This is a genomic window from Pseudomonas sp. dw_358, assembly GCF_018449655.1.
Taxonomy (GTDB): domain Bacteria; phylum Pseudomonadota; class Gammaproteobacteria; order Pseudomonadales; family Pseudomonadaceae; genus Aquipseudomonas.
The window spans coordinates 161,526-174,435 of record NZ_JAAVUX010000007.1; the positions used below are offsets into that span (position 1 = coordinate 161,526).

The 12,910-nt window shown below is 64.3% G+C and carries 10 protein-coding genes; 3 read left to right on the top strand and 7 right to left on the bottom strand.

Annotation, left to right across the window (positions count from 1 at the left end; genetic code table 11):
- Positions 1–23 precede the first annotated feature (23 nt).
- Entirely contained in the window at positions 24–2,102 is a 2,079-nt protein-coding gene (gene tkt, locus HB675_RS13095) for a transketolase (protein ID WP_213878748.1), read from the top strand.
- Positions 2,103–2,108: 6 nt separating this feature from the next.
- Here the strand turns inward: tkt and HB675_RS13100 are convergent, their stop codons facing one another.
- The 6 genes from HB675_RS13100 to lexA all read right to left on the bottom strand — a co-directional run bounded on the left by HB675_RS13100 (position 2,109) and on the right by lexA (position 9,963).
- Entirely contained in the window at positions 2,109–2,789 is a 681-nt protein-coding gene (locus HB675_RS13100) for a response regulator transcription factor (RefSeq protein WP_213878749.1), read from the bottom strand.
- A gap of 36 nt (positions 2,790–2,825) precedes the next feature.
- Entirely contained in the window at positions 2,826–4,103 is a 1,278-nt protein-coding gene (locus HB675_RS13105) for a HAMP domain-containing sensor histidine kinase (RefSeq protein ID WP_213878750.1), read from the bottom strand.
- A gap of 119 nt (positions 4,104–4,222) precedes the next feature.
- Entirely contained in the window at positions 4,223–7,324 is a 3,102-nt protein-coding gene (locus HB675_RS13110) for an error-prone DNA polymerase (protein WP_213878751.1), read from the bottom strand.
- A complete protein-coding gene (locus HB675_RS13115; RefSeq protein ID WP_213878752.1) occupies positions 7,300–8,736 on the bottom strand; it encodes a DNA polymerase Y family protein in 1,437 nt (478 codons plus the stop codon). Before HB675_RS13115 ends, HB675_RS13110 begins: the two co-directional genes overlap by 25 nt.
- Positions 8,737–8,743: 7 nt before the next feature.
- Positions 8,744–9,349 (bottom strand): translesion DNA synthesis-associated protein ImuA, encoded by a 606-nt coding sequence (gene imuA / locus HB675_RS13120; RefSeq protein ID WP_213878753.1) that lies wholly within the window; start codon positions 9,347–9,349, stop codon positions 8,744–8,746.
- A complete protein-coding gene (gene lexA / locus HB675_RS13125) occupies positions 9,349–9,963 on the bottom strand; it encodes a transcriptional repressor LexA (protein WP_213878754.1) in 615 nt (204 codons plus the stop codon). Before lexA ends, imuA begins: the two co-directional genes overlap by 1 nt.
- Before the next feature lie 195 nt (positions 9,964–10,158).
- Here lexA and HB675_RS13130 point away from each other — a divergent pair, with 195 nt between their 5' ends.
- The gene (locus HB675_RS13130) at positions 10,159–11,496 is read left to right on the top strand and encodes an MFS transporter (protein ID WP_213878755.1); all 1,338 of its coding nucleotides are present in this window, start codon (positions 10,159–10,161) and stop codon (positions 11,494–11,496) included.
- Positions 11,497–11,639: 143 nt separating this feature from the next.
- Positions 11,640–12,755 (top strand): catalase family protein, encoded by a 1,116-nt coding sequence (locus tag HB675_RS13135; RefSeq protein WP_213878756.1) that lies wholly within the window; start codon positions 11,640–11,642, stop codon positions 12,753–12,755.
- Here the strand turns inward: HB675_RS13135 and HB675_RS13140 are convergent.
- Positions 12,743–12,904, bottom strand: a complete 162-nt coding sequence (locus HB675_RS13140) for a hypothetical protein (protein ID WP_213878757.1) — start codon at positions 12,902–12,904, stop codon at positions 12,743–12,745. The two genes, HB675_RS13135 and HB675_RS13140, sit on opposite strands and share 13 nt — an antisense overlap.
- Positions 12,905–12,910: the final 6 nt, after the last annotated feature.

Consider the following 12,910-nt stretch of genomic DNA (forward strand, 5'->3'; position numbering starts at 1 on the left):
GCCTGAATTGTGAGACCAAACGCATGTCGACTGCACCGAAAGCCCCGCTGGACCCTGCACGTGACGAGCTGTGCATCAACACCATCCGCACCCTGGCCATGGATGCCGTACAAAAAGCCAACTCCGGCCACCCCGGCACCCCGATGGCGTTGGCGCCGGTGGGCTACACGGTCTGGAGTCAGTTCCTGCGCTATCACCCCAAGCACCCCGACTGGCCCAACCGTGATCGTTTCGTGCTGTCGGTTGGCCACGCCTCGATGCTGCTCTACTCGTTGCTGCACTTGGCCGGTGTGGTCGAGATCGACGAGCACGGCACCGCCAGCGGCAAGCCGGCGGTGAGCCTGCACGACATCGAGCAATTCCGGCAGCTGGACTCCAAGACACCCGGCCACCCCGAGTACCGCATGACCACCGGTGTCGAGACCACCACCGGGCCTCTGGGCCAGGGCTGCGCCAACAGCGTGGGCATGGCCATGGCCGAGCGCTGGCTGGGCGAGCGCTTCAACCGCCCCGGCGCTACCCTCTTCGACTACAAGGTCTACAACCTGTGTGGCGACGGCGACATGATGGAGGGCGTCAGCTCGGAAGCGGCCTCCATTGCCGGCCACCTGAAACTGGCCAACCTGTGCTGGATCTACGACAACAACACCATCACCATCGAAGGCCACACCGAACTGGCCTTCGACGAAGACGTGGCCACCCGCTTCAAGGGCTACGGCTGGAATACCCTGCATGTCAGCGATGCCAACGACACCCAGGCCCTGGCCAAGGCGTTGGCGACCTTCCGTGAAACCACCAACGCGCCAACTCTGATCGTGGTGGATAGCGTCATCGGCTACGGCTCGCCCAACAAGCACAACACTTCCGCCGCCCACGGCGAGCCGCTGGGCGCCGACGAAATCAAGCTGACCAAGAAGGCCTATGGCTGGCCGGAAGACTCCAGCTTCCTGGTGCCCGAAGAAGCCCGCACCCACTTGCACGACACCCTCCTGGCCCGCAGCGGCGGCGAATATGACGCCTGGCAGCGCACCTTTGCCGGCCTCAAGGAAGCCGAGCCGGTCCTTGCCGACGAGTTCGAGCGCATGCGTGCCGGGGAAATGCCAGAGCACTGGGCCGATGCCCAGCAGGTATTCGAAGCCGACGCGAAAGGCCAGGCCACCCGTGCAGCCGGTGGCAAGGTGTTGAACGCCTTCGCCCAGCAGATTCCCTGGTTGATCGGCGGCTCGGCCGATCTGTCGCCGTCCACCAAGACCAACTTGACCTTCGAAGGCGCCGGCAGTTATTCGGCCAAGGGTTACAGCGGCCGCAACCTGCACTTCGGCATTCGCGAACACGCCATGGGCTCGATCGCCAACGGCCTGGCCCTGAGCTACGTGCGCCCGTATGCCTCGACGTTCCTGGTGTTCAGCGACTACATGAAGCCGCCCATCCGACTCGCGTCGATCATGGAGCTGCCGGTGATCTTCGTCTTTACCCACGACTCCATCGGCGTCGGTGAGGACGGCCCGACCCATCAGCCTATCGAGCACCTGACGCAGTTACGCGCGACTCCCGGCCTGCTCACCCTGCGCCCCGGCGACGCCAACGAAACCACTCAGGCGTGGAAAGTCGCCCTGGCCCAGACCAATCGGCCGTCGTGCATCATCCTCTCCCGCCAGCCCATGCCGACCCTGGACCGCAGCGTATTCGGTTCGGCCGATGGTGTGGCCAAAGGTGGTTATGTCCTGGCCGATGCGAGCAAAGGGGCGCCAGAGGTGATTCTGATTGCCACGGGCAGTGAAGTGGGCCTGGCGGTTCAGGCGTACGAGAAGCTCAAGGCCGAAGGCGTTGCCGCCCGGGTCGTGTCGTTGCCATGCTGGGAGCTGTTCGAAGAGCAGGACAAGGCGTATCGCGAGCAGGTGCTACCCAGCGCCGTGACCGCGCGAGTCGCCATCGAGCAGGCCGGCCCCATGGGCTGGGACCGCTACGTCGGTGCCAACGGCGCGAAGGTGGTAATGAACAGCTTCGGCGCCTCGGCTCCCATCGAGAAGTTGCAGGCAAAATTCGGCTTCACCGTGGAAAACGTGGTGAAACTGGCCCATGAGCAAATCAAGGGTGCCTGATGGCTGTCACCCCTGGGCTTTCAGGCACAACTGAAAGCCCACGCCGTGGACGGTGTGCAACAGGGGCGCCTCGAAGCTTTTGTCCAAGGCCCGGCGCAGCAGATGGATATTGCTGCGCAGGCTGTCACTTTCGGGCGGGTCTTCACCCCAGAGGGTGTTTTCCAGCTCCCGCCGTGTGACCACCGCCGGGCTGCGCTGCATGAGAATTTCCAGCAGCTTGAGGTTGGTGGGGTTGAGCTTGAGCAGTTGACCGGCTCGGCGGATTTCCAGGGTGTCCAGGTCGAAAGTCAGGTCATGAATCTGCAAGACCCGGCGACTGGTGCCGTTGATCCGCCAGGACAGAGCCTTGGCTCGGGCCAGCAACTCGGACAGGGCGAACGGCTTGACCACGTAGTCATCGGCGCCAGACTTGAAGCCGGTCAACCGGTCGCTCAGCTCATCGCGGGCGGTGAGCATGATGATCGGCACATGGCGCTTGCTGCTGGCACGCAGGCTGCGACAGATCTGATTGCCATCGATGCCCGGCAACATGATGTCGAGAATGATCACGTCAAAATGCTCAGTGGCCGCCAGGTGCAACCCGGTCAGACCATCCAGGGCGCAGCCTACCTGACAACCCTTGAGCTCCAGGTACTCCACGATATTGGCCATGATGTCGCGGTTGTCTTCTACGACCAGGATGCGCATGGGTTCAGCACTCGTACTTTGCAATGAAAAGCCACCTCAGACATCGCCCAAGGCAGCCAATTCGACACGGAAACAGCAACCATTGGGCGCAAGCCCGGTCAACTTGACGCTCCAGTCCTGGTTCTGGCAAATCCGCTGGACCAGCGACAGCCCCAGGCCCAGCCCTTCGCCACGCTGCTCATCGCCGCGCACAAAGGGTTGGAACATGGCCTGACGCTGTTCTTCCGGAATGCCGATGCCGCTGTCCTCGACCTTGAAGCCATCGTCCAGCAGCGTGAGACGGATAAAACCTGAGTCGGTGTAATGCCAGGCGTTGCGCACCAGATTGCCCATCACCGAATACAGAAAAGTGTGGTTATACAGCGTGGTGCAGGCCGTATCGCGCAGGTAGGACAACTGCAGGCCTTTTTCCTCGATGGCATGACGCCAGGTTTCAATGACCTCATCCCCCACCGCCGCCAGGCTGCACAGGCGGCCGTTGCCATCACCCTGAGCCCGCGCGAGGATCAGAAACGTTTCGATCAATTGGCTCATGCCCAGGCTGGCCCGGGCCATGCGGGTCACCTGCGCCTGGGAGCGGGCATCGACGCTGGGGTCGGCCTGCAGCAGTTCGCAGGAACTGGCCAGCACCATCAGCGGCGTGCGCAATTCATGGCTGACGTCTGCGGTGAACAGGCGCTCGCGGCGCAAGGCATCGCGCAGCCGACCCAAGGCCGCGTCAAAGGACGATGCCAGTTCGCCGACCTCGTCGTTGGCGTAGTCCGGCGCCAGGGCTGGCGCCAATTCCAAGGCCTGATCGCGGTGGCGCACCTGGCGCGCCAGCCGCACGACCGGTGCCATTACCCTGCGCGCCAACACCCAGCCCAGCAGCAAGGCCATGAGAATGCACAGCATGAAGCCGATAATGGCCACGGTAAACAGCAGGTGCTGGCGCTTGTCGAAGCTCTCCCGATCGCGCAGCAGCACGTACTTGCGGCCGTCGACCTCGGCGACCATGGCGTAATACGGGTGATGCTCGTGGCTGATTTCCTGAAAGCCGGGTTCCAGCTTGAGCAGGTCCTTGCCCATGGCCATTTCACCAAGGCCGCCCTGGATGAAGAACCACTCGTCCTTCTCCGGCTGGTGGGTCCAGGTGTCGACGCTGTCGCTGATCAACAGGCGGTGCATGTTGCCGCTCAGGCCGATGGTGGTCAGTTTGCGCTCGACGACGTGCACGGTCGCGACGATCCCACTGGCAAACACCCCACCCACAAGCGCCGACATCAAGGCGAATACGATGACAATGCGCTGCTTGAGGCTTTGCTTGAACTCCATGGGGTTCCGCTGAAAAAAGGGAGAAATGATTCACGGACAATAGCTTGCAGGGCGTCACGAGCAGGTGATTCAAATGTGAAAATTTCGTTGAGCACTGTCAGGCCGTGCGCCCGGACGCTTTAGCGAAAATCTCGGCTACCCACCGCCAACCCCTCCAGCAAAACGCTCATGTCCTGCAAATGGCCGGCAATCACGTGGCGTACTCCGTCAGCCGACTCCAGCCGTCCGCGCACCTGCAGCAGCTGCGAGCTGACCAGCACCCGACGCTGGCGTTCGGCAAGGTCGTGCCAGACCACCACGTTGATCATGCCGAATTCGTCTTCCAGGGTGACAAAGATCACCCCGCTGGCGGTTTGCGGGCGCTGGCGGCCGATGACCAGGCCCACCACGGTCACTGGACGACCATGCTCCACCTGCGCCAGGGCCATGGAGCTGCGGCAGCGCAACGTGTCCAGACGCGGGCGCAACAAGGTCAAGGGGTGCGGACCCAAGGTGGTGCCCAGGCTGTTGTAGTCTGCAAAAAGATCTTCACCCACCGTGGGAGCTGGCAACTGGACCGGCGTTTCGAGGGTGGGGCCAATGTCAGCAAACAGGGGCAATTGGGCCTGCACACTGGCGACATCCCAGCGGGCCTGATGACGATTGCCGGCCAACGCCGCCAGCGCCCCGGCGTCGGCGAGCGACTCGCGCGCGCGGCTGTCCAGCTGCGCACGCAGACACAGGTCGTTGATGTCGCTGAATACCCGATGAGCTCGCGCCGCCTCGATCCGCTCGGCATCCGCCTGGCGAAACCCCTTGATCAGGCGCAAACCCAGACGAATCGCCGGCTGCGCCTGCCCACCGGGTTGCAGATGGCAGTCCCAGTGGCTGTAGCGCACGTCCACCGGGTCAATCTGCAAGCGGTGGCGCCGAGCGTCCTGCAGCACCTGATCGGGGGTGTAGAAGCCCATCGGCCAACTGTTGATCAAGGCACAGGCAAAAGCGGCGGGCTCATGGCACTTGAGCCAGCAGCTGGCGTAGGTCAACAAGGCAAAACTCGCCGCGTGAGACTCGGGAAAACCGTAACTGCCAAAGCCCTTGATCTGCTCGAAGATGCGCGCCGCGAACGCTTCGCTGTAGCCGTTGCGCAGCATGCCCTCGCGCAGGCGAATCTGATGCGGTTCCAATCCGCCATGGCGCTTCCAGGCGGCCATGGACCGGCGCAGTTGATCCGCTTCGCCAGGGGAGTAATCGGCCGCGACGATGGCCATTTCCATCACCTGTTCCTGAAACAGCGGTATGCCCAGGGTGCGCTCGAACACCGCCTTGAGTTTTTCGGAGGGATAGACCACGGCTTCTTCGTTGTTGCGCCGGCGCAGATAGGGATGAACCATGTCGCCCTGGATGGGCCCGGGGCGGACGATGGCCACCTGGATCACCAGGTCATAAAAGGTTTTGGGGCGCAGCCGCGGCAACATGGCCATCTGCGCGCGGGACTCGATCTGGAAGACACCCACGGTGTCGGCACGGCTGATCATGGCGTAAGTCTTCGGGCACTCGGCGGGGATCGTCGCCAGGCTCAGGTCCAGGCCGCGGTAACGCTTGATCAGGTCGAAGCTGCGTCGAATGGCGCTGAGCATGCCGAGGGCGAGAATATCCACCTTGAGCAGGCCGACGGCGTCCAGGTCGTCCTTGTCCCACTGAATGATGGTGCGCTCGGCCATGGCCGCATTTTCCACCGGCACCAGGGTGTGCAGCGGTGCTTCGGAGATGACGAACCCGCCGGGATGCTGGGACAGATGCCGGGGAAAACCGATGAGCTGGCCGGTCAGCGCGAGCACCCGGCGCAACACCGGGCTGTCGCCATCGAAGCCCGCTTCGAGCAAGCGTTCAAGGGGCGGAACCTCGCCACTCCAGCGCCCGGCGCAATCGGCCAGGGCGTTGATCTGATCGATGGGCAGCCCCAGTGCCCGCGCCACATCGCGAATCGCCCCGGCGCCCCGGTAGCTGCTGGCCACGGCCGTGAGGGCGGCACGGCCCCGGCCGTAGCGGTTGAAAATGTATTGCAGCACTTCCTCCCGACGTTCGTGCTCGAAGTCCACGTCGATGTCCGGTGGCTCGTTGCGCTCGCGAGACATGAAGCGCTCGAACAGCATATTCATGCGCTGGGGGTCCAGTGCGGTGATCCCCAGCACGAAGCACACCACCGAATTGGCCGCCGAGCCCCGCCCCTGGCACAGGATGCTGCGCTCGCGGGCAAAGCGGACAATGTCCTGCACGGTCAGGAAATAACTTTCGTAGCCCAGCTCGGTGATCAGCGCCAGTTCCTTTTCGATCAGTTCCCGAGCATTGGCCGAGGCGCCTTCGGGCCAACGCTGGCGCACGCCCTCCTCGGTCAGGTGGCGCAGCCAGGACGTGGCGCTGTGCCCGGTCGGGACCAGCTCATGGGGATACTGATAACGCAACTGACCGAGATCGAATTGACAGCGCGCGGCAATCACCAGGGTCTGGGCCATCAATGCCGGCGGATAGAGCTCGGCCAGCCGGCTCGGCGCGCGCAAGTGACGTTCGCCGTTGCTGAACAGCCAGGGTCCGGCTTCGGCCACTTTCACGTGATGGCGGATGGCGGTCATGGTGTCCTGCAAGGCACGGCGGCCACGGCTGTGCATGTGCACATCGCCACTGGCCACGGCCGGCAGCCCCAGCATCCGCGCGCAGGCAAGGAGTTCGTGCAGACGCTGTCGATCATCGTGGCCGCAGTGCAGTTGGACGGTCAGCCACAGTCGCGCGCCGAACAGGCCCTTGAGCCAGTGGCCGTGGCCGGCATTGACCTCCGAGGTCGGCACCCAGAGCGCCAGCAGACCGCTGAGGTCGACGAGGGCAAAATCCTCGCGCAGGGACAGGTACTGGCCCTTTTCGGCACGTCGCCGGGCCAAAGTGATCAGTTGGCACAGGGCCTGATAGCCGGCCAGATCCTGCACCAGCAACACCACTTTGGGGCCCTGGTCGATCTGCACCTCGCTGCCGACGATCAGCTTGAGCCCGCCCTCCCGGGCCGCCTGCCAGGCCCGCACGATGCCGGCCAGGGTGCATTCGTCGGTGATCGCCAAGGCGGCATAGCCCAGGCGCTGCGCCCGCTCGCACAGTTCGCGGGCGCTGGATGCCCCGCGCTGAAAGCTGAAATGGCTCAGGCAGTGCAATTCGGCATAGGTTGCGGTCATGCGAACCACCCTTGCAGCCACAAGGGCCCGGCCTCGCCAACGGTCTGATAGGCCCAGCCGCGCAAGCCGTCGAGGGTTTCGACGCGGTAATAATCACGCCGCACGTCGCCGCCGTCCCACCAGCCGGACTCGATCCGTTCCGGCCCGGCGAGCAGCCGCAGGCGAGACTCGTCCAGGCTCTGCGGTTCGCGCAGCAGCCAACCCGGGCGCGGCGCGGACGGCAGAAGGGCCAGGCGCACAGCCCCTGCCCTGCCGCTGGCCGAACCGTCGCTGGAAGCCCAGGCGCATTCCGGGCGATGATCGGCCCGGGCACTGAGCTGGCGAATCGCTTCATCACCCAGCCGGGCCCGCAGGCGCTCACGCAATTGCTCCCAAGGCTGGGATTGCTGAGGGCGCGGGTCGAACAACTCGCGATGAGCAGGCACGAACGGCGGCAGGTGCTCGGCGAGCAAGCGCAGGTTGCGCACCGGCCGGGGCACCTGTAACTGTTCGAAGCGGACCCGGGCCAGTTCGAACAGCCGCTCGCTGTCGCGCTCGGGGCCCAACAGGCCCACCGGCACTTCGGTGTCTTCGCCCTCGGCGTGCTCCAGATGCAGGACAAAACGCTGCACCCCGCCATCGCGCCCGGCGAGAAAGGCGGCCAGGTCGTTGATCAAGCGGCGCAACGGGAACAGCAAAGCCTGATGTGACTCCACGTCGAAATTCAGCTCGATGCGTTGATCGAAACGGTCAGGCGGGCTGTAGAAGCTCAATGCCAGAGACCGGCGCCCTTGCAAACGGTCCAGATGCTCCAGCACCCTCGCGGCGAAACGATGGGCCAGATTCTCCCGAGGCACCGCCAGCACCTGACCCAGTCGGCGCAACCCCATGCGCTTGAAAGCCGTTGCCACATCCTGTGGCAGACCGATGCGCTCCACCGACAGGCTTGCCAGGCATTCGGCCAGTTCATCGGCCCCAGTGATCGCCAGGCCATCATAGGCATTGGCCAGCATCCGTGCCGCCACAGGATTGGGCGCCACCACGATGCGGTGGGCAAAACCCAGCGCGTTCAGCTCCTGGCGCAGGCGAGCCTCGAACAGTGGCCAAGGACCGAACAGGCCCAGGCTGGACTCGATTTCCAACAGCAAAGCCCGGGGATAGTCCAGGCTGACCTGGGAACTGAAGCGGTAACCCCAAGCAGCGAGAAACTGCTGGCTGGCGTCGATATCGGCGGGGTCGTGATCAGCAGTACTGAAATCGCGGCTCAGCATCTGCGCGGCAGGCAGGCTCATCCCCGGCTTGAGGCCCAATGCTCGGGCCGGCGGGTTGACGGCCTGGAGCACCCGTCGCTGGGCGGGACCGCTGAGCAATACCAGCGGCTGTTCAGCCATGCCGCGGCGACGTTGAACGCTGTCCATGGCCAATTGTGGCAAGACGATACAGGCCCAGAGCATGGCGACCTCAGAACGAAACCGGCGCAGCCGGTGCCTGGCCACCACGGCATTTGAGAATGCGCAGTTGCGGCGGGTCCAGATCGATGGCCAGGCGCAAGGCGGCCGGGGAAGGGTTGCGGGCCGCCGACAAGGAACGGCACGCGAAGGCCAGGGTCTGACCGGTTTCGGCGGCCACCTGCAAACGACGCAGACTGCGGTCGTCAGTCTGCTGGGGCCAGCACAATACCGCGCCGCAACTGCCCGAACGCAGGCATTGCTCCACTGCCCAGAGCGCATCACGCTCACCGGTGTCGATCACCGAGAGGCAGTCCAGGACTACCCCGGCTGCCTGCCAGGCCTGTGGGTAGGGAATGTGCGGCGGCGCCACCAACACCACGCGCTCCCCGGCCTGGCTCAGGCGCGACAGGGTCGGCCAGAGTAGGCGCAATTCGCCGCAGCCGGGCGCCGAAAGGAGAATTTCACTCAAGGCCGCATCCGGCCAGCCACCCGTGGGCAAGACTGCGTCGAGATCAGCGTGGCCCGTGGGTTGCAGCCCGGCGCTGCGTGATGGCTGGCGGCCTTTCCAGACCCTGCGCTGGTCGAGCAGGCCCTCGAGGCTGACCACCTGCCCCATCACCGCCGCACCAGCCCGCAGTACACGCCTTCAATGACGAAGTCCCGCTCGGGACCGACCTCGATGGGAAGATAGGCCGGGTTGCGCGGGAGCAGACGAAAACCCTGACCATGGCGCTCGAAACGCTTGATGGTGACCTCGCCGTCCAGCCGCGCCACCACGATTTGCCCGTTACGCGCTTCAAGCTGGCGGCTTACGCCCACCAGATCACCGTCAAGGATGCCGTCGTCGATCATGGAGTCGCCTTGTACCTGGAGGAAAAACTCCGGCGGGTGAGCGAAAAGCCGAGGGTCGAACAGCAGGTGATCATGCACACCGACGTCCGGGTCGATGGGCAAACCGGCGGCTACTCGGCCCAGCAGTGGCAACTGCAGCAGGCTGGGCCGCGTCGGCGTGTCGACCAGGCGAATGCCGCGCGCCTGATGGGCGCGCACCTCGATATGACCGGCTTCGGCCAGGGCGACAATATGCTTGCGGGCCACGCTGCGCGAGGCAAAACCAAACGCCTCGCAGATGTCGGCGAGGCTCGGGGGCTGGCCCTGCGCCGTGATCCGTTCACGGATAAAGGCGAGGATGGCGTTGCGGCGGGGGGTTAGTGTGCTCATGGAGTACATTTGTACTCTTTTTGCCTGAGGTTGTGAAGATCCTCCCGTCGCCCCTATCAGGCGCTCTTTCGTCAACCCGGCACAATTACTGCTGTCCATCTGGCCAAGGTTCGGCTTTGAGCATGTGGGCGCCGCTTTTTCGCACGCCTGCCCGGGCTCAGCCTTGATAATCATCTCAGCCAACAATCTAAGGAGTGCAACAGGATGACGGCAGCCATTTCAGGGGTCGACGCGGCCACGTTGAGGAAGGTGATTGCGGCGGCGGCCATCGGCAATTTTGTCGAGTGGTTCGATTTCGCCGTCTACGGTTTTCTCGCCACCACCATCGCGCAACAATTCTTTTCCGCCGGCGACCCCAGCGTCGCGCTCCTCAAGACCTTTGCCGTGTTTGCCGTAGCCTTCGCCTTTCGCCCGCTGGGCGGGGTAGTCTTCGGCATGCTGGGGGACCGGCTGGGGCGCAAGCGCATTCTGGCCCTGACGATTCTGATGATGGCCGGAGCCACCACCTTGATCGGTATCCTCCCGCCCTATGGGGCCATCGGCCTGTGGGCGCCGGTCCTGCTGACCTTGATTCGCTGCGTTCAAGGCTTCTCGGCCGGCGGCGAGTATGCCGGGGCCTGCGCGTATTTGATGGAGCACGCGCCGCGCCATAAGAGGGCATGGTATGGCAGCTTTGTGCCGGTCTCGACCTTCAGCGCCTTCGCCGCAGCCGCCGTGCTGGCCTACGCCCTGGAAACCAGCCTCAGCAGCGCCGACATGGCCAGCTGGGGCTGGCGCGTGCCCTTTTTGATCGCCGCGCCCCTGGGCATCATCGGACTCTACATGCGCCGTCGGCTGGATGAGACGCCGGCGTTCCAGGCCGTGACCCAGGAGCACGCCGAGTCCCATTCGCCGCTCAAGGAAACCCTGCGCAACCATGGCCGGGCCATTGTCTGCCTGGGCGCCTTCGTCTCGCTCACCGCCCTTTCGTTCTATACCTTCACCACCTACTTTGCGACCTATCTGCAAGTGGCCGGCGGCCTGAGTCGCGCCGGCGCCCTGCTGGTCTCGGTGATCGCCCTGGTCTTCGCCGCGTTGATCTGCCCGCTGGCCGGGGCATTTTCCGACCGGGTCGGGCGGCGCATGACCATGCTCTGCACCGGCCTGCTGTTGATCGTGGCGGTCTACCCGGCCTTTCTCATGGCCCGTTCCGGCTCGTTCGCGGCGGCCATTGGCGGTGTCATGCTGCTGGCCATCGGCGCGGTGCTCAGCGGCGTGGTCACGGCGGCGCTGCTCTCGGAAACCTTCCCCACCCGCACCCGCTATACCGCCTCGGCGATCACTTACAACCTGGCCTACACGATCTTCGGCGGCACGGCGCCCTTGATGGCCACCTGGCTGATCGGCCTGACGGGCAGCACGCTGGCCCCGGCCTTCTACTTGATCGTCATTGCGGTGATGGCTTTGGTGGGTGGGCTGTCGCTGCCGGAAACGGCCGGCATTTCCCTGCATGGCGAAAATGACAGTGCTGAGGCCGATATCAGCCGACTGGCCCGTGCCTGATCGCTGAGCCGCCAGGGTTCAAAGCATTTTGAACCGTGGCGCACCCGGCTTGGTCATCTGCTTGAGCAGGCGAAACAGTGGCACCGCAGAGTGCCCGGCGCCCCGGCTCATTCCCGTGATGAACCACCGAGCGGAGTACCCCGATGAGCGACTTACCCGTTAACCCTGCAAACTTGCACCCCCTGCCTTTCCAGCCGAGCTTCGAACAGATTCCGGATGATGAGGCGCAGACCAGCCAGGAACTGGCCGAAACCCTGCACAGCATTCTGGAAACCACCTTCAAGGACAACGGCCACGCCCACCGCAGCGTGCATGCCAAAAGCCATGGCTTGCTGTATGGCCACCTGACGGTGCTCGACAACCTCCCGACGCACCTTGCCCAAGGCGCATTCGCCAAGCCGGGCACGGTGGCGCTGGCCCTGCGCCTTTCTACCAATCCGGGCGATATTCTCGATGACAAGGTGTCCACCCCCAGGGGCCTGGCCATCAAACTCATCGGCGTCGAGGGCCCGCGCCTGCCCGGCAGCGAAGCGGACGTGACCCAGGACTTTGTCATGCAGAATGCCAAGGCCTTCACGGCGCCGACGCCCAAGGCCTTCCTCAAGACCTTGAAGCTGCTGGCCAAGACCACGGACAAGGGCCCAGGCCTGAAAAAGGCGTTCTCGGCCGTGCTGCGCGGTGTCGAGTCGGCCGTGGAAGCCGTCGGCGGTGAAAGCCCGACCTTGAAAAGCCTGGGCGGCCATCCGCAAACCCATATTCTCGGGGAAACCTTCTACAGCGTGGTGCCCTTCCTCTACGGCCCCTACTACGCCAAGTTGAGCGTGGTCCCGGTGGCGCCCGAGCTGAAGGCCCTGACCGACCAGCACGTGGATTTCGGCGATAACCCGGATGGCTTGCGCGCCGCGGTCAACGCCTATTTCAGCGCGCACGGCGGGACATGGGAGGTGCGCATCCAGTTGGCCACGGACATTGAAAAAATGCCCATCGAGGACGCTTCGGTCATCTGGCCGGAAGACCTCAGCCCTTATCTGACCGTGGCCCGCATCGACGTCCCGGCCCAGCCGGCCTGGAATGCAGAGAAGGCGCGGGAGATCGACGACGGGCTGTCATTCAGCCCGTGGCATGGCCTGGCCGCACATCGGCCATTGGGTGGGGTCATGCGCGTGCGCAAGCCGGCTTATGAAATGTCTGCCCGCTACCGCGGCACTCATAATGGTTGCCCAATGCATGAGCCACGCCCGAAAGGTCAGGACGTGTAAGCGTCGTCGGTCTCTTCTTCGAGGTCGGGATCGTCGAGGGGGACGGTGGCGTCGTCCATCAGGGATCCAGGATCTTCGTTGCCCGGATCGTTGAGAAACGGCAGGCCGGACGGGCCTTTTTCTTCAGTGCCTTCGGTTTCGGGGGTCATGGGCGT